Raw genomic sequence first — 17,996 nt, forward strand, 5'->3', positions numbered from 1 at the left:
ACACTGGGGGACATGCGGGTGATCGTGTTCGGGGCGACCGGGATGGTCGGTCAGGGTGTGTTGCGCGAGTGTCTGCTCGCTCCGGATGTGACGGATGTGCTGGTGGTGACCCGCACACCGACGGGCGTCGAGCATCCGAAGCTCCGCGAGGTGCTGCTCGCCGACCTCGCCGACCTCACCCCGATCGCCGACGACCTCGCCGGTCACGACGCCTGTTTCTACTGTCTGGGCGTGTCGTCGGTGGGGATGGACGAGGCCGCGTACACCCGGGTGTCCTATGACCTCCCGATGGCCGCCGCGCGGGCCCTCGCCCCGCTCAACCCGGAGCTGACCTTCGTCTACGTCTCCGGTGAGGGCACCGACGCGAACAGCCGTCTGATGTGGTCACGGGTCAAGGCGCGCACCGAGCGGGAGATCATGGAGATGTTCCGCAACGGCTACGCGTTCCGCCCCGGCTTCATCCAGCCCACGCACGGCGTCCGGTCAAAGACCGGCTGGTACAACACCGCGTACACGGTCATCGCGCCGCTCGTCCCGGCGATCCGCCGGATCGCTCCCCGTTACATCACCACGACCGACGAGGTCGGCCGGGCCATGCTCCGGGCCGCTCGCGGCGGTTATCCGGACCGAGTGGTAAGCACGGCTGACATGCACTGACCGGCGGGCGGTCTGTCCCCAGACGACCGCGCCGAACGCGAGCGTCATCCCGGCCAGCTGCACCGGGGTCAGCGACTGGCCGAGCGCGGCCCAGCCGACCACCGTCGCGGTGAGCGGGGCGAGCAGGCTGAGCAGCGAGACCCGGGCGGCCGGCAGGAGTTCCAGTCCGCGGAACCAGAGCGTGTACGCGAGCGCCGTCCCGATCAGGGACAGATAGGCGTACCCGGAGATGTTGGTCAGTGACAGGGCCGGCGGGAGTCCCTCCGCCAGGAGGGTGACCGGGACCAGCAGCAGGCCTCCCATGGTGAGCTGCCAGCCGGTCATGGTGAGCAGCGAGACCGCGGGCCGCCCCCAGCGCTTGGTGAGGACGAGTCCGAACGCCATCGATCCGGCGCCGGCAAGACCGGCGAGAACCCCGACGGGGTCGAGGTCCGCGGCGGCGGTCAGCACGGCGAGGGAGACGCCCGCGACACCCATCAAACCCGCGATGAGCGTACGCAAGGACACGCGCTCACTCAGCAGCAGCACACTCAGCCCGGCCACCAGCAGCGGTTGCACCGCGCCGAGGACCGCCGCCATGCCGCCCGGAAGCCGGTAGGCCGCGACGAACAGCAGCGCGAAGAAGATGCCGATGTTGAGTGCCCCGAGCACCGCGGACCGCCACCACCAGGCGCCGCGCGGCAGTTGCCGGGTGATCGCGAGGAGTGCCAGCCCGGCCGGCAGAGCCCGCAGCAGACCGCTGAGCAGCGGCCGCTCCGGCGGAAGGAACTCGGTCGTCACCGCATAGGTCGTTCCCCACAGCACCGGCGTGATCGCCGTGACCAGTAGAACCCGCATCGGAACCAACTCCCTCGACGGAAAGTATCTCGACATCAAGATAATCCTTGTCGAGAAGCTTGTCATCAAGAAAAATGGCGAGCGTGACCGACGACATCGACCGGATCCTCGCCCAGTGGGCGCACGAACGTCCCGACCTCGACACCGAGGCCATGGGCGTTTTCGGCCGGATCTTCCGGCTCTCCAAGCTCGCCGGCGACGCCACCGAGCGTGCCTACGCCACGTTCGGCATCGCCCGCGCCGACTTCGACGTCATAGCGACCCTCCGGCGCTCCGGCCCCCCGTTCCAGCTGTCACCCGGAGCGCTGGCCGCCTCGATGATGCTCAGCACCGGCGGCACGACGGCGCGGCTGGACCGCCTGGAGAAGGCGGGACTCGTCGCCCGCTCACCGGACCCCGACGACCGCCGCGGGATCCTGGTCCGCCTCACCCCGAAGGGTCACTCCCTCGCCGACGAGGCCGTGACCGCCGGTCTGGCCGAACAGCAGCGCCTGCTCTCCCGCCTCTCCCCGGAGAAGGCCACCCAGCTGACCGGTCTGCTGAGAGAACTGCTCTCCTAACGCGACGGCTCGGCGGAGTGCGCGGCCGGGACCCGCTCGGCCGGGCGCGGCGGGGGCGGCGGAGTGCCGTCCCCGAAAGGTCGTCCCCCGAGCCGGTCACGCCCGTGCGGGCTCAGCCAGCCGGCGAGATCCGGCCCGGCCGGAACGATCCCGCGCGGGTTGATGTCCCGGTGCACCTCGTAGTAGTGCCGTTTGATGTGCACGAAGTCGATCGTGTCGCCGAATCCCGGCGTCTGGAACAGGTCCCGTGCGTACGCCCACAGCACCGGCATCTCGGTCAGCTTGTTCCGGTTGCACTTGAAGTGACCGTGGTAGACGGCGTCGAACCGGACCAGCGTCGTGAACAACCGCACGTCCGCCTCGGTGATCGTGTCACCGACCAGGTAACGCCGGCCCTCCAGCCGCTCCGACAGCTCGTCCAGCCGGGCGAACAACCGCTGATACGCCTGCTCGTAGGCCTCCTGCGTGCCCGCGAACCCGGCCCGGTAGACGCCGTTGTTCACGTCCCTGAAGACGCCCTCGTTCACCTCGTCGATCTGCTCGCGCAGCTTCTCCGGGTACAGTTCGGGCGCGCCGGGGCGGTGGAACTCGCGCCACTCGGTGGACAGGTCGATCGTGATCTGCGCGAAGTCGTTGGTCACCACCTTGCCGGTGGGCACGTCCACGATCGCCGGGACGGTGATCCCCTTGTCGTAGTCGGGATACCGTGCCAGGAACGCGTCCCGCAGCCGCTCGATGCCCAGCACCGGGTCGCGGCCGCCCGGATCCAGGTCGAACGTCCAGCTCCGCTCGTCATGGGTCGGCCCGGCGACACCCATCGACAGAGCGTCCTCCAGGCCGAGCAGCCGCCGCACGATGATCGCGCGGTTCGCCCACGGGCAAGCCCGCGCCGCCACCAGGCGGTAGCGCCCCGTCTCCACCGGGAATCCGTCCCGCCCGTCGGCGGTGATCCGGGTGGCGATGTACCGCTGGTCGCGGGTGAACTCACCCGCCGGATTCACATAGGCCATACCCTCATCCTTCCCAGCTTTGGCGTGGCCTCACCCCGGAATCGACCAGGTACCCGGTTGATCCGGATACGGGAGAAGACGCGGCGCCTCCGACCGCCCGCCTGCCGGCTTCGGCTGTCGCGCTCCCCGGAGCCACCACCACACCCGCAGCGTGGTGATCTGTGTCCACCTACGGACCGCAGATCGTCACGCATGTCGTTGCCGTGGGTGGCGTGGTGATCTGTGCCCGTATGTGGACCGCTGGTCACCACGCATGTCGTTGCCGTGGGTGGCGTGGTGATCTGTGCCCATCTACGGACCGCAGATCGTCACGCATGTCGTTGCCCTGGGTGGCGTGGTGATCTGTGCCCGTCTGCGGACCGCTGGTCACCACGCAAGTTGTTGCCGTGGGTGGCGTGGTGATCTGTGCCCATCTACGGACCGCAGATCGTCACGCATGCCGTTGCCGTGGGTGGCGTGGTGATCTGTGCCCACCTACGGACCGCAGATCGTCACGCATGCCGTTGCCCGTGCCGGCGTGGTGATCTGTGCCCGTAGGTGGACCGCAGATCGTCACGCAGCCGGGAGGGGCGGGCTCAGCTCAGGAGCCAGTCGCCCGGCAGGAGGCGGCGGAGCTGCCGGAGCTGCTTCTTCGTCTCGGTGCGGGCCCACAGCCAGGTCGTGCCGTCGTCGCGCAGTACCGTGCCGGGCATCGTGAACCACCGGACCGGTGGGTCGTCCGGTGCGGCCCACTGCGGATATCCGGGGAGCGGCAGGCGCTGGGCCCGAGCCTCCAGGACGGCGACCGCCTCTTCGGTGAGTGTCCGGTTGTCGGCCCGGCCGGGAGCGTCGCGGTCGCCGCCGAGGATCCACTCGGACAGCACCATCTCCATGCAGGCCGACGACAACCGGTCCATCCACGGGCGCCAGCCCACGGTGTCGTCGTGGTAGACGACCGGTGGGTCCGGCTCACCGATGCGAGCCAGAGGGACGCCCCAGTGGGTGACGCTCTGGTTCTCCGAGCGGAACACCAGAACGGTGCCGGTGCGGTCGGGCTTCAGCTCGCCCGGTGCCAGCAGGTAGTCCTGGCACGCGACCAGGTCGTCCCGGCGGCCGTAGTGAATGTAGGCCTCGCGTAGTGCCGCCGGCAGGGCGAATCCGAGACGGTCCTCGGTGGCGGAGACCTCCGCCTCGTCGTACCCGTCGCCGGGTGTGATCGGCCCGGAGTGGTGGGCGGCGAACTCCTCGACGAACCGGCGGGCTCCCGCGGCGTCCCGCATCGCCCCGGCCAGCGCCTCGTGAAGATTCATCAGCGCACTGTAGACGTGTGCGCCGGCCACCGGACGCGGCGGCGGGAGCAGGGACGGCCGCCGGGATGCGGTGGCCGGCGGGTGCGGAAGGATGGGGCGAGGCATCCCCCCGTGTGCGACGCCTCGCCCCGCTCAAGGGGGCGGCCATGCGGGCATGGTTCGGCCCGGAGGGCTCGTACGGCCCGGTCGCCCTGGCTGTCGCTTTTATAGCACGGAGGGAAAGCGCTTCCCGACCGATTATGGGAGCGTGCCCACCTTGGATCGATCGCTGGTCACCACCGAGGACGTCGATGTCGTCCAGGTCGATTGCGACGCGGACACATCACCCGGTCGGGTGGCCCCGGTGAACGGAAAGGGGCGAATCGGCGGGCGGCGAACCTTACCTTCCTCGAACAATCCGGGCGGCCGGTCGGCGGCATGATGAGTGCGGACGCGACACGGCCCACGATCGGCGTGGCGGGGCGCGGTGAGAGGAAAGCGGCGACGGCAGGATGACGCGGTGACGGACACGGGCAAAGGGCTCGTTCTCGTGGTCGAGGACGAACGGCCGATCGCTGACCTGGTCCGGCTCTATCTGAGCCGTGAGGGGTACGGGGTCCAGGTCGAACACGACGGCACGGCCGGTCTGGCCGCGGCCCGCCGCCTTCATCCGGTCGCGTGCATCCTGGACATCGCCCTGCCGGGTATGGACGGCACCGAGATCTGCCGGCGGCTGCGGGCCGACGGTGACTGGACGCCGGTGATCTTCCTGACCGCGCGGGACGACGAGGTCGACCGGATCGTCGGGCTGGAGCTGGGTGGCGACGACTACGTGACCAAGCCGTTCAGCCCGCGCGAACTGGTGACGCGTGTCAAAGCCCTGCTGCGCCGGGCGGCCGTCGTCTCCGAGACCGATCGGGTACGCACCCTGGGCACCCTGGTTCTCGACCCGGGCCGCCGGACCGTCACCGCCGACGGCCGGGCGCTGACTCTGACGGCTACCGAGTTCGACCTGCTCGCGCACCTTCTGGGCCGCCCGGGCCGGGTCTTCACGCGGGAGGAGTTGCTCGCGGCCGTCTGGGGGTACGCCTCACACGCCGGCACCCGCACCGTCGACGTCCACGTGGCGCAGGTGCGCGCCAAGCTCGGCCCGGCCGCCGGCCTCATCCGTACCGTGCGTGGGGTCGGGTACACCGCTGATGCGTGACTTCTTCCGTACGCTGACCGGCCGCGCCGTCCTGGTGACCGCGGCGACCGCGGTGGTCGCGGTGATCGTCACCGCCATGGTGGCCGTGCCGATCGCGGTCCGGTCGGTGAACACCCAGATCCGGACCGAGCTGATGGACAAGACGGTTCTCGCGGTGGAACTGCTCACCGACGAGCGTCCGGCGGCCAGGAAGCGGATCGCCGACCGGCTGCGCGCCGAGGACGTCGAGATCTATCTGATCAGAAACGGTCGAGTCGATCGTGAAGGGCTGCCGCCGAAGGTGGTCCGCCGGGTCATCGCGGGGGAGACCGTCACCGTTCGCGCGCTGGTCGGGGGACGGCCGTCGTTCATCGCCGGCCGGCCGTTGCCCGGCGTCTCCAGCGGTGTGGTTCTCACCCGCCGGGTGGCCTCCGGCATCGCCTGGCGCGTGGTGCGGGGCGTCTGGGTCGCGCTGCTCGCCGGCCTGCTCGGCGGGGTGCTGGCCGGTGCGCTGCTGGCCCGGTTCGTGGCCCGGCCGATCGGGTTGGCCGCCGCGGCTGCGGGGCGCCTGTCCGCGGGGGACCGTTCGGTGCGGATCGCCCGTCAGGGGCCGGCCGAGGCGATCCGGCTCGCTGACGCGTTCAACCAGCTCGCGTCCGCGTTGCAGACCAGCGAGGGCCGGGAGCGGGACTTCCTGCTGTCGGTGTCGCACGAGTTGCGTACGCCACTGGCGACGATCCGGGGTTATGCCGAGGCCCTCGCCGACGGTGTGATCAGCGGGGACGGCACGGCTCCGGCCGCCTCGACGATGCTGGCCGAGGCTCAGCGCCTGGACCGGTTGATCTCCGACCTGCTGGTGCTGGCCCGGCTGGAGGCCGCCGACCTGCCGCTCGACGTGGTCGAGGTCGATCTGGCGGAGCTCGTACGGGAGGCGGGCCGTGCGTGGGCGGCCCGCTGCGCCGACGGCGGGCCGGACCTCACCGTGGACGCACCGGCCGGGCCGGTCCTCGTCGACACCGATCCGGGGCGGATCCGTCAGGTGCTCGACGGTCTCTGCGAGAACGCTCTGCGGGTGGTGCCGGCCGGGGCACCGCTGGTCCTGGCGGTCCGGGCGGGCGAACATGCGGGGATTCTGGAGGTACGCGACGCGGGTCCCGGTTTCACCGACGACGATCTCGCGGTCGCCTTCGACCGGGGCGAGCTGAACCGGCGGTACCGTGGCGTGCGCAAGGTGGGCAGCGGGCTCGGGCTGGCCCTGGCCGCCCGCCTGGTGAGCCGTCTCGGCGGGCGGATCGCCGCGGGTCACGCGCCGGAGGGCGGGGCGATGTTCACCGTCGAGCTTCCTTACCGAACTCGAACACTTCCCTGATCGGGGCCGTTCGGCACGGCTCGAGAATCGCTCGTATGACCCGTACAGCAAAGATCGCAGGTTTTGCCGTTGCCGTTGCCCTTGCCCTGACCGGATGTGGGGCTCCGGCCGCCGATGTCGCCGGCGCCGCGGCCGAGATGGTGGCGTTGCAGGAGGTCGGGTACACCGCCGACGCGGGCGGGGACTCGCCGGGCACGCGGCCCCGTGCCGTGCGCAAGTTGTTGCGGAAGAACACGCTGCACGGCGAGGTGGTGGTGCGCAACCGCGAGGGCCAGGACAGCACGATCGTGGTGCAGCGCGGTGATGTGACCGCCGCCGACGACAAGGGTTTCACCGTCAGGTCGGCCGACGGTTTCGAGCTGACCTGGACCTACGGTGAGAAGGCGCGTGTCGTCGACAATCGGGAGAAGGCCGGGCGCGACGCGGTGCGCACCGGTGTGAAGATCGGCGTCGGCGGGGTCCGTGACGGCTCGGCCACCACGGCCCGCCTGATCATCGTCGGTTGACGCGCCGTTACTGCAGGAAGCCGCCGAACGGCGACAGCAGCAGTTTGCCGAGGCCGGTAGCGGTGTTGTCGAGGCGGCGGCGTTCCTTGTCGAGCGCGCCCAGATCATGCCGTATCGCCCAGATCTTCTGGGCGTTGCGCCAGGCGACATTGCGGGTGTATTCCACCATCTCGCCCTGCCACCAGTCGTCCAGATCGCCGTTCATCGTGTCGATGAGCAGTTGCCAGCGGTCCAGGTAGCCGCGGCGCAGGCCCGGGATCTCCTCGGCGAAGATGTCGTTGACCTGCAGGTAGTCGTGGTGCTGGTCGCTGCCGTCGACCGGGTCGCTGCCCAGGTGGTCGAACGTGGTGACGAGCGCGAACGGCAGGTCGAAGTTGATGTGCGCGTTGACGCCGGCGACGGCCGACGGAAGCGCGCGCGCGTCCGGGCCGGGGATCCGGCAGAACAGGCCGGCCCACACGCCGGGGCACGCCGGGCTGCCCTCGGTCCAATACCGCAGCGCGTCGAAGTAACGAGCGGCGAATTCGACATCGAGCCGGGCGAGGAAGGCGGGGTCCTTGAACTTGCCGGCGTAGAGACGCTCGAGCACGTTCTCGGTGATCGTGAGGTAGAGCTTGTTGAAGTCGGCCAGCGGGTTGCTATCGAGCAACGGTGGCACTCGGCACAGAACGACCTGGATCTGTGCTAGTAGGTCGACAACTCCGGGCACGTCGTCGGGGTGCCGTTGCAGGAGTTCGGACATCTCCTGCTGAACGGGGCCCCAGATGGGCTGGGTCATGGGTTCCTCCGTGGGTGATGCAAAGGCAACGGAGGGCCCCCAGCACCGCCCGGCGAAGCTTCAGCCGCCGGGCGGTGCTCCCCCGTGGCACCCACCCTTCCACCGGGGGTCCGTCATCGGATCGGTAGATCTACGTATTCCGTGTACGTATGTCACGGCGAGATAACGTTTACCTGGTCACGCTGCTGTCAGGTAGACGCGACTGGCCTGTACACGAGTGCGCACCTGCAGTTTGTCGAAGATGTGCCCCAGATGCACGCCGACGGTGCGTTCGCTGATGAACAGCAACTCACCGATCTCGCGATTGGTCAAGCCCTCGGCCACCGCGGCCAGGACCTCCCGCTCCCGTCCGGTCAGGGCGGACAGCTCGTCAGCGGCCCGCTCCGGACCGGCCGGCGCCAGGACCTGCACGTCTTCGCCGAGGGTGACCTTGAAGCGCTGGGCCACCCCGACGATCTCGTTGGCGAACGGGCGGGCGCCCATCGCGGTCGCCGCCGCGTACGCCTGGCGTAGCCCCGTGATCGCCGCGGGCCGGCGGATCCGGCGCTGCAGGGAGGCCTCGGCATGGCGCAGACGCGAATACGCCGCCGGGTACGGCTGCTGGCGCCGGTCCCAGGTGGCGGCCGCCCGCGCCCACGGCTCGGGATCCGGCCGGTCCTCGATCCGGCTCAGCTCGGCCGTGCACAGGTCGAGGTAGCCGTCGACCACCGCGCGCACCGCGGGCGGCGCGTCACCGACCCCCTTGACCAGGCGATCCATGACGGTCCGCAGCCGGCGGATCGCGCCGTGGTCGTTCGGCTGGCCGGCCACGTACGCCTCGGCCTCGGCGCGCAGGCCGTGCCAGGCCAGCACACCGAGCAGGACCAGGTCGTCGGAGCGGGTCTCGGTGAGCCCGCGCTGCACCGCCGTGCGGGCCTCGGCGTGCTCGCCCTGCCACATGGCCAGACCGGCCCGCAGCGTCAGCATCGGCAGCACGTGCCGGGCACCGCCACCGGCCAGCAGCGTCGCCACCGCGTCCAGGTCGCGGCGGGCGTTGTCCACCTCACCGAAACCGACCCAGAGCTGTGAGCGGGCGAGCAGCAGCTCCACCGCGTCGGCGCCGGACGGGTGATTGCGCATCGCGGTCTCCAGCACCGCGTACGCCTCGGACCATTGGCCGTTGCGGAACAGCCCCTTCGCGGCGATCGCCAGCAGCCGGGTCTGATACGTGCGGCCCACCCCGCGGGCGGCCAGCAGATCGGCGCCGCGGCGTGCCACCAGCACGCCCTCCTCGATGCTGTTCAGCGGGCCGGCCAGCAGCTCGGCCAGGTGAAGGTAGGCCACGCCCAGGTCGTCCGGGTGGCCGGACCGCTCGGCGATCTCCACGGCGTGCCGGATGACGGCCAGGCCGGCGTCGGGGTCCTCACGGAACGCGGCACTGAAGCCCAGCGCGGCGCTCGCGCGTACCAGATCGGTGGTGGCGCCGTTGACCGCCGCCAGTTCCAGGGCCTCGCGGGCGTGCTGATTGGCGTCGGCATAACGACCGAGATGCAACAGCAGTTCAGCCAGGTACGCCGCGGCGGACGCCCGCCGGCGCGGGGTGCAGTCCGGTGCCTCCAGAGCACGCTGGTACTCCACCTCGGCGGTCGCCGACCGGCCGGCCGCGGCCAGGTAGCGGGCACGCCGAAGGTGCAGCTCGGACTGGCCGGGCGCGTCCGGGCGACCGGCCAGCTCCTCCAGCCGGGCCAGCGCGAGCAGGTGCTCGCCGCACTGGTGGGCCGACTCGGCGGCGTGCCCGAGCAGCTCGGTGCGGCGGTGGTCGGATTCGGTGGACAGCTGCAGCGCGATGGTCCAGTAGCGGTGGGCCTCGGCGAAGCCGTACAGCCGCTCGGCGGCGCGGGCCGCGGACACCACGGGCGGCAGGGCCCGGTCCGGCTCGCCGGCACGCTGCCAGTGGAAGGCCAGGCGAGCGTTGTCCGGCTCGCCGTCCAGCGACTCGAGGGTCTCGGCGTACCGGCGGTGCAGGGACGCCGCCTCGGCCGGTAGCACCTCCTGCTCCAGCACCTCGGCGACCAGGCGGTGGCGCAGCTTGTAACCGTCCCGGTCACTGGCCACGAAGCGATGCGTGACGGCCGCCCGGACCGCCTCGATCAGCTGGTCCTCGGGCAGTGGCACCACTCCGGCCAGCACGGCGTGGTCGATCGGCTCGACACCCGCGGCGATGGCATGCACCACGGTGTGTGCGTTCGGCGGGAGTTCGTCCACCCTGGACAGGAAGATCTCGCGCAGCGTGTCGGAGAGCTCGACCCGGCCGTCGCGCAGGTCGCGGGAGAGCTCCTCGACGACGAACGGGTTGCCGCCGCTGCGCTTGAAGACCCGGTCGGCGTCCTCCAGGGCCACCGTCCCGCCGACGATCGCGGTCACCAGCTCGCGGGTCTGATCCTGGCTCAGCGGAGCCAGGTCGACCACCCGGACCGTGCGCAGGCGCCGCAGCTCGGCCAGCACCCGGCGCAGCGGGTGGGTGCCGTGCAGCGCCTCGGCCCGGATCGCGGCGAGCACCGAGACCCGGACGTCGCCCAGGCCGGCGAGCAGGTAGAGCAGCAGCTGCCGGGTGCTGCGGTCGGCCCACTGCAGGTCGTCGAGCACGAGCAGGAGCTGCTGGTCGCCCGCGATCGTCCGCAGATCGCGCGAGACCCGCTCGAGCAGCGCCCCGGCGTCGTCGGCCGCACTCGTCGATCCGGCGCCGTCGTGGCGGCGCAGCGCCTGCAGCACCGGGTGCAGCGGCGAGGCGTCACCGATGTCGAGACACGTGCCGAACAGCACGGAGAAGCCCGACCCGCGCAGGGCGTCGGCGGTCTCCCGCAGCAGCCGGCTCTTGCCGACGCCGCTCTCCCCGGTCACGAACACGGCGGCGGTTCCGCCCGTGCCGACGTTGCGCAGGTTTGACTGGATATCGGTCAGCGTGCCGGTGCGCCCGACAAGCGGCCCGTCGTCCCCCTGTCTGGCCATGCACGGCAGCCTAATCCGTATCCGCCTATCACTATGTCGTCGGTTCGGACTGTTCTGCGTCACAAAAACGACGGAATTCGATGCGAGCAGAGATACGTAGTTCTGCGGATCCGCGTCTTGTTCAGGACTGGCACCGTACTCCCGGTCAACGCAGTGATCCTGGGGGAGCGAAGACATGACCACCATCACCAGCGCCGTTCTGGAGCGGCGGCAGATCGTGACCGTGCTGTTCATCGACATAGTCGGCTTCACCTCACTGGTGGACCGGCTGGACTGCGCGGAGGTTCGGGCGCTGCAGCGCGACTACTTCTCGGCGGTGTCCGCCGTGGTCCGCGACCGCGGCGGGATCGTCGAGAAGTACGTGGGCGACGCGGTGATGGCGGTGTTCGGCGCCGCGGAGGGTGGATTCGGCCCGGAGGCTGCCGCCTCCGCGGTACAGGCGGGCCTGTCGGTTCAGGAGGCGTTGAGGGGGCGACTCCTGGCCGGCAGGTTCCCCGTCCGGACCCGGGTGGGGCTGGCAACCGGCGAGGTGATCGTCGACCCGATGGCCGCCTTCGACGGCGGGCACGGGATGATCAGCGGCAGCGTGGTGAGCACGGCGGCCCGGCTGCAGGCGTACGCGCCGCACGACACCGTGGTGGTCTGCTCGGCGACCCGGGACGTGACCGACGCGCTCATCGCCTACCAGGAGCTGCCGCCGGTGTCGGTTCCGGGCAAGTCGTACCCGCTGGACCTCTTCCGGGCCCTGCAGAGGCAGACCGTGCCGTTGGCTAGTGTGGCGTAGCGCACTTCTTGGGGTGGATCATCCCGGTTTTGGCCACGGACTGGTCTAGACCTGCCTCGCCTGGGGCAGAAGTGTCGTAGGCGCCGGGTAGGCTCGCGCCGTCCTTGACCACCATGGCCCGACCGGGAGTGCCGCCTCGTGACCGCGCAACCAGAGACCTTGTACGGGGCTGACGACCTCACGCACCTGGAAGGGCTGGATGCTGTCCGGAAACGCCCGGGCATGTACATCGGGTCCACGGACAGCCGAGGGATCAACCACCTCGCCAACGAGATCATCGACAACTGCACCGACGAGGGCGTCGGCGGCCACGCCACCCGGATCGCCATCACGTTGCACAGCGACGGCTCGGTCCAGGTCGACGACGACGGCCGGGGCATCCCGACCGACGTGCACGCCAAGTCCGGCATCAGCGGCGTCGAGCTGGTGCTGACCCGCCTGCACGCGGGCGGCAAGTTCGGCGGTTCCGGCTACAAGACCTCCGGCGGTCTGCACGGTGTGGGCGCGTCCGCCGTCAACGCCCTGTCGCTGCGCTTCGACGTCACCGTCAAGCGTGACGGCAAGGTGCACGAGATCTCGTTCCAGCGCGGCGTCCCCGGCGTCTTCGACGGTCCCGGGCCGGACGCGCCGTTCACCGCCGCGCCCGGCCTGCGGGTGGCCCGGCGGATGAAGCGCGGCGAGCCGACCGGTACCTCGATCCGGTACTGGTACGACGCCCGCTACTTCGAGACCGGCGCCCGGCTCGACGTCGACTCGGTCCGCACCAAGCTGCGCAACACCGCGTTCCTGGTCCCCGGTGTGCAGTATTCGCTCTTCGACGCGACGGCCGAGGAGCCGGCCACCGAGTCGTTCCATTACCCCAACGGCCTCACCGACATGGTCGAGTTCCTCACCCCGGCCTCGGACAAGCCGGTCTCCGGCATCCTGATGGTCACCGGCGAGGGCACCTACAAGGAGAACGCGGCCGACGCCAACGGTGTCATGCAGTCCAACGTCGTCCGGACCGCGCAGATCGAGGTCGCGTTCCGCTGGGGCACCGGTTACGAGCGCACCGTCGAGTGCTTCACCAACACCATCCGCAACGTGCACGGCGGCACCCACCGCAAGGGCTACGAGCGAGCTCTCGTCCGCGCGTTGACCGAGGCCATCCGCAACGCCCGCGGACTGCTCAAGCCCAAGGAGGAGCCGCCCGTCCTGGACGACTTCCTGGAGGGCATGACCGCGGTCATCCACGTCCGCGTGCCGGAGCCGCAGTTCACCTCGCAGACCAAGGACGAGCTGTCCACGGCCGGTGTCGCCCGGGTGATGCAGGGGCTCGTCGAGACCTATCTGAAGGAATGGATCGACGGCCGCCGCACCAAGACCGAGGCCCGGACCGTCCTGCAGAAGGTCGTGGACGCGGCGCGCGTGCGCCTGACCCAGAAACAGCAGAAGGACGCGGCCCGCCGCAAGACGGCCCTCGAGGGCGCGTCGATGCCGGCCAAGCTGGTCGACTGCCGCGCCATCGGCATCGACCGCTCCGAGCTGTTCATCGTCGAGGGTGACTCGGCGCTCGGCACCGCCCGGATGGCCCGCAGCTCCGAGTATCAGGCGTTGCTGCCGATCCGCGGCAAGATCCTCAACGTGCAGAAGGCGAGCCTGCAGCAGGTCCTCGACAACGCCGAGTGCTCGGCGATCGTCCAGGTGCTCGGCGCCGGCTCGGGCCGGACGTTCGACATCGGCTCGATGCGGTACGGCCGCGTCATGATCATGGCGGACGCCGACGTCGACGGCTCGCACATCCGGACCCTGCTGATCACGCTCTTCGCGAAGTACATGCGGCCGGTCATCGAGAACGGCCGGCTCTTCGCCGCGATGCCACCCCTGCACAAGGTGGTCACCAAGGGCCGCAACTCGGAGACCCTCTACACCTACACCCAGCAGGAGATGGAGAGCACCGTCTCCCGCATCGAGCGCTCCGGCCGGCAGGTGCAGAAACCGGTGCCCCGGTTCAAGGGCCTCGGTGAGATGGACGCCGACGAGCTGTGGGACACCACGATGAACCCGTCCGAGCGGACCGTCCGGCGGATCACCATCGAGGACGCCGACAAGGCCGAAGCCACCCTCGAGCTGCTGATGGGTGAACGGGTCGAGCCCCGGAAGAACTGGTTGATCGAGGCCGCCGGCCGCATCGACCAAGAGACGATCGACGCCTGAGAGGTCCGCTACCAATGGCACGCCGTAAATCCGACAAGCGCGTCGACCTTTCCGCGTTCGACCAGGCCGGCGCCCGGGTCATCGACAACCCGCTCACCACCGAGGTCGAGGACTCCTATCTGGAGTACGCCTACTCGGTCATCCACTCGCGCGCCCTTCCCGACGCGCGTGACGGTCTCAAGCCGGTGCACCGGCGCATCCTCTGGTCGATGTCCGAACAGGGCCAGCGCCCAGATCGCCCATATGTCAAATCCGCCCGAGTTGTCGGCGACGTTATGGGTAAGTATCATCCGCATGGAGATGTCGCAATTTACGACGCTCTGGTGCGACTGGCCCAGGACTTCTCTCTCAATACTCCGCTGATCGACGGGCATGGAAACTTCGGGTCCCCGGACGATGGACCGGCTGCCGCGCGCTATTGCATCACCGGTGATTCGCGGATCCGCCTTGCCGACGGCACGAGTCCGCGTATCGCCGATCTCGTACCGCTGGCTCCGGACAGCGAGGCGGATGTCGACCTCGAGGTGCTCGACAAGGACGGCAAGGCAGTTCGGGCCGACAAAGTCTTCAACTCGGGTGTCCACCCGACTCGCCGCATCACGACGAAGTCCGGGTTCACGCTTCGCGGAACAGAGAATCATCCCGTCCTTTGCCTGGAGGCGCCGCTGGGCGTTCCGTTGTTCCAGTGGCGGCAGTTGGATGAGATCGAACCGGGAACAGTCGTTTGCATCGCCCGGAACGCCTGGACCCACGTCGTCCCGACCGCTCGCGAATACATGCTGGGTGTGCTTGGCGGCGCCTGGGTGTCCGAGGGCTGGGCAAGCAGCACCCGAGCCGGTTTCAACAACACGGACGAGCATTTCTTCAACGAGGTGCTGCACGCCTACGACCAGGTTGTCGGTGGTGTGCGCTACGTGGCGGAACGTACGACGAGGGTTGACCGCAAGCTCATTCGGGAGATCGACGTTCAGGAGTACCGCGGAGGTATGGACTCCTTCCGCGTCTCACCGCTCGGCGAGTTCATCGGGCAGAAAGCTGCCGAGAAGGTGGTTCCCGAGTTCGTCTGGAAAGGCGGAGCGGGAATCAAGCGCGCCTTCCTGATGGCCGCCTTCGAAGGTGACGGGGGTTGCCGTGAGGCGAAGGACGGATTCACCGTCCAGTATTCGACGTGCAGCCCCGAACTCGCCCGTGGCCTGCAGGAACTGCTCGCGGAGTTCGGCGTCATCGCGGTGCATCGTCATTACACACGGCCCAACGGATCGATTGAACACCGTCTCGTGGTCTCCGGTCGGCGCAATGTTCGGTCCTTCGCGGAAAGAGTGGGGTTCCTACGGACGAAGCAGCGCCGGTTGGCCGAGTTGCTCAGCCACTCTCCGCTGTACAACCATCGCCTGAGCCAGGATCATGTGCCGTTCGTGGCCGACTATGTGCGATCAGCACTCGCCTTCGACAAGCGTGGCAGTGGGCGTAAATGGCTGACCCAGCACGATTTCGACCGAGTCGAGCGCTGGGAGACCGAGCGGCTCCGGATCATCGACCGGATCAAGGACACCGAGATCCTGGCGACGATCCTTCCGATCATGGACTCGGGATACCGATTCGAAGCGGTCACAGCTGTTGAGTTCGCTGAGCCGGCAGAGGTCTACTCGGTTCGCATGGTTTCCGAGGACCACTCCTTCCTTGCGGGCGGCTTTGTCAACCACAACACCGAGGCCCGCATGTCGCGCGAGGCCATGCTGCTCGTCGGTGAGCTCGGCGAGGGCACGGTCGACTTCAAGCCCACCTACGACGGCTCCGAGCAGGAGCCCAAGGTGCTGCCCGCCGCCTTCCCGAACCTGCTGGTCAACGGCACGTCGGGCATCGCCGTCGGTATGGCGACCAACATGATCCCGCACAACCTCGGCGAGGTGGTGGCGGCCGCGCGGCTGCTGATCCGCAAGCCCGGCGCGAGCCTCGACGAGCTGATGCGGTACGTCCCCGGTCCCGACCTGCCGACCGGTGGCCAGCTTCTCGGCCTCGACGAGGTGCGCCGGGCGTACGAGACCGGCCGTGGCGTCGTGCGCATCCGCGCCCGTGCCGAGACCGGCCTGCTCGAGGGCGGTCGCGGGCGGCAGGCCATCACGATCACCGAGCTGCCCTACGGTGTCGGGTCCGAGAAGATCATCGAGGCGATCACCGACGAGGTGAAGGGCAAGGTCATCACCTCCGGCCCGCGGCGTGGCCAGCGACAGGCGGCCCGCCTCACCGGCATCGCCGACGTCAAGGACCTCACCGACCGCGAGCACGGCACCCGCCTCGTCATCGAGTGCAAGATCGGCGTCAACCCGCAGGCCCTGCTCGCCGACCTGTACCGGCTCACCCCGCTGGAGAGCTCGTTCGGCATCAACAACCTGGTGCTCGTCGACGGGCAGCCGCGCACGCTCGGGCTCAAGGCTCTGCTCGAGGTGTTCGTCCAGCACCGCTACGACGTGGTCACCCGGCGGACCCTTTATCGCCGCACCAAGCGCGAGGACCGGCTGCACCTCGTCGACGGCCTGCTCATCGCGCTGATCGACATCGACCGGGTGGTCGCGCTGATCCGCGCCAGCGACGACGCGGCCGCGGCCAAGACCGGCCTGATGAGCGAGTTCGGGCTCTCCGACATCCAGGCCACGTACATCCTCGACACACCGCTGCGGCGGCTCACCCGGTTCGACCGGATCGAGCTGGAAGCCGAACAGGAGCGGCTGCGCAACGAGATCGCCGAGCTCAGCCTCATCCTCGACGACGAGGCGGTGCTCAAGAAGGTCGTCGCCGACGAGCTCGCCGCCGTCGCCAAGGAGTTCGGCGCGGCCCGGCGTACCACCCTGATCGACGGTGACCTGAAAGAGGTGCTCGCCGCCTCCGTCCCGGCCGGCCCGCTCGAGGTCGCCGACGACCCGTGCCAGGTGATCCTCTCCGCCACCGGGCTGATCGCCCGGACCGCGGCCGAGAGCGAGGAGTCCACCGAGGCCCGCAGCCGCAGCGGACGCGTCAAGCACGACGCGGTCCGCGCGATCATCCACTCCACGGCCCGTGGTCGCATCCTGCTCGTCACCAGCCGCGGCCGGGCGTTCAAGACCGATGTGCTCACCCTGCCTGTCCTGCCCGAGCAGTCCGGCACCGTCTCGCTGCGCGGCGGTATGTCCGCGTCCGAGCTGGTGCCGCTGCACAAGGGCGAGAAGGTCATCGGCATGGCGCCACTCACCCCCGGCGAGTCGCCGGGCATCGCGATGGGCACCAAGTTCGGCATCGTCAAGGTCTGCGCGCCGGAGTGGCCGGTCCGCTCCGACGAGTTCGAGGTGATCACCCTCAAGGAGGGCGACGAGGTTCTGCAGGCCACGTGGCTCACCGACGGCGCCGAATCGCTCGTGTTCATCACGTCCGACGCCAGTCTGCTCCGCTTCCCGGCCCGGCTCGTGCGACCACAGGGCCTCAAGGGCGGGGGTATGGCCGGCGTCAATCTCGCGCCCGATTCCGAGGTGATCTCCTTCAACGCGGTCGTCACCTCGGACACCGCGCACGGGGAGCCGATGGTCGTCACCTCCACCGGCACCCAGGTGAAGATGTCGCCGTTCGCGTCCTATCCCGCGAAGGGCCGGGCCACCGGTGGTGTCCGGGTCCAGCGCTTCCTCAAGGGCGAGTCGCGGCTCACCGTCGCCTGGGTCGGCCCGCGCCCGGTCGGTGCCTCCAACACCGGCGAGCCCGTCGAACTCCCCGAACCCGACGCGCGTCGTGACGGGTCCGGCAACGCGGTCCTCATGGGCCCGCAGCTCATCGGCCACCTGATCGAACGGGACTGACGTCTGCTCATCGCCGGGCGGGTGCGTCACCGCCCG

The 17,996-nt window shown here is 69.6% G+C and carries 11 protein-coding genes and 2 pseudogenes; 8 read left to right on the forward strand and 5 right to left on the reverse strand.

The annotated features are described in order from the left end of the window. Positions 1 to 12: 12 nt before the first annotated feature. A complete protein-coding gene (locus CLV67_RS54330) occupies positions 13 to 657 on the forward strand; it encodes an NAD-dependent epimerase/dehydratase family protein (protein ID WP_282958715.1) in 645 nt (214 codons plus the stop codon). 33 nt (positions 658 to 690) lie between these two features. Here the strand turns inward: CLV67_RS54330 and CLV67_RS27950 are convergent. Continuing rightward, positions 691 to 1,560: pseudogene (locus CLV67_RS27950) on the reverse strand (EamA family transporter); the annotation flags it as partial. Between the two features lie 8 nt (positions 1,561 to 1,568). Between CLV67_RS27950 and CLV67_RS27955 the strand changes: the two are divergent. Next, positions 1,569 to 2,054 carry a MarR family winged helix-turn-helix transcriptional regulator gene (locus CLV67_RS27955; protein ID WP_106323538.1) on the forward strand — a complete coding sequence of 162 codons (486 nt, stop codon included), beginning with the start codon at positions 1,569 to 1,571 and terminating at the stop codon, positions 2,052 to 2,054. On the opposite strand, the gene CLV67_RS27960 is transcribed toward CLV67_RS27955, so the two are convergent. Then, a complete protein-coding gene (locus tag CLV67_RS27960) occupies positions 2,051 to 3,064 on the reverse strand; it encodes a glutathione S-transferase family protein (RefSeq protein WP_106323540.1) in 1,014 nt (337 codons plus the stop codon). The genes CLV67_RS27955 and CLV67_RS27960 overlap by 4 nt on opposite strands. Positions 3,065 to 3,639: 575 nt before the next feature. After that, positions 3,640 to 4,353, reverse strand: a complete 714-nt coding sequence (locus CLV67_RS27965) for an SMI1/KNR4 family protein (RefSeq protein WP_146169313.1) — start codon at positions 4,351 to 4,353, stop codon at positions 3,640 to 3,642. A 499-nt stretch (positions 4,354 to 4,852) separates the two neighbouring features. Between CLV67_RS27965 and CLV67_RS27970 the strand changes: the two genes are divergently transcribed. The 3 genes from CLV67_RS27970 to CLV67_RS27980 are packed head-to-tail and all read left to right on the forward strand — an operon-like array spanning position 4,853 to position 7,393. Beyond that, positions 4,853 to 5,539, forward strand: coding sequence for a response regulator transcription factor (locus CLV67_RS27970; protein ID WP_106323543.1), 687 nt, complete (start codon positions 4,853 to 4,855; stop codon positions 5,537 to 5,539). Continuing rightward, the gene (locus CLV67_RS27975) at positions 5,532 to 6,887 is read left to right on the forward strand and encodes a sensor histidine kinase (protein WP_106323545.1); all 1,356 of its coding nucleotides are present in this window, start codon (positions 5,532 to 5,534) and stop codon (positions 6,885 to 6,887) included. The genes CLV67_RS27970 and CLV67_RS27975 overlap by 8 nt, the downstream gene beginning before the upstream one ends. Positions 6,888 to 6,922: 35 nt before the next feature. After that, positions 6,923 to 7,393, forward strand: coding sequence for a hypothetical protein (locus tag CLV67_RS27980; RefSeq protein ID WP_106323547.1), 471 nt, complete (start codon positions 6,923 to 6,925; stop codon positions 7,391 to 7,393). Between the two features lie 7 nt (positions 7,394 to 7,400). On the opposite strand, the gene CLV67_RS27985 is transcribed toward CLV67_RS27980, so the two are convergent. Together CLV67_RS27985 and CLV67_RS27990 are read right to left on the reverse strand one after the other, a co-directional pair. Then, positions 7,401 to 8,171, reverse strand: a complete 771-nt coding sequence (locus CLV67_RS27985; RefSeq protein ID WP_106323549.1) for a DUF5995 family protein — start codon at positions 8,169 to 8,171, stop codon at positions 7,401 to 7,403. 177 nt (positions 8,172 to 8,348) lie between these two features. Further along, on the reverse strand, positions 8,349 to 11,159 hold the full coding sequence (locus tag CLV67_RS27990; RefSeq protein WP_106323551.1) for an ATP-binding protein: 2,811 nt from the start codon (positions 11,157 to 11,159) through the stop codon (positions 8,349 to 8,351). 175 nt (positions 11,160 to 11,334) lie between these two features. Here CLV67_RS27990 and CLV67_RS27995 point away from each other — a divergent pair, with 175 nt between their 5' ends. The 3 genes and pseudogenes from CLV67_RS27995 to CLV67_RS28005 all read left to right on the forward strand — a co-directional run. After that, positions 11,335 to 11,943 carry an adenylate/guanylate cyclase domain-containing protein gene (locus CLV67_RS27995; protein ID WP_106323553.1) on the forward strand — a complete coding sequence of 203 codons (609 nt, stop codon included), beginning with the start codon at positions 11,335 to 11,337 and terminating at the stop codon, positions 11,941 to 11,943. 138 nt (positions 11,944 to 12,081) lie between these two features. After that, positions 12,082 to 14,139, forward strand: coding sequence for a DNA gyrase/topoisomerase IV subunit B (locus tag CLV67_RS28000; protein ID WP_106323555.1), 2,058 nt, complete (start codon positions 12,082 to 12,084; stop codon positions 14,137 to 14,139). Positions 14,140 to 14,231: 92 nt separating this feature from the next. Next, positions 14,232 to 17,960, forward strand: a pseudogene (locus tag CLV67_RS28005) (DNA gyrase subunit A); the annotation flags it as partial. Positions 17,961 to 17,996 lie beyond the last annotated feature (36 nt).

It is taken from the genome of Actinoplanes italicus (assembly GCF_003001815.1).
GTDB classification, from domain to species: Bacteria; Actinomycetota; Actinomycetes; order Mycobacteriales; family Micromonosporaceae; genus Actinoplanes; species Actinoplanes italicus.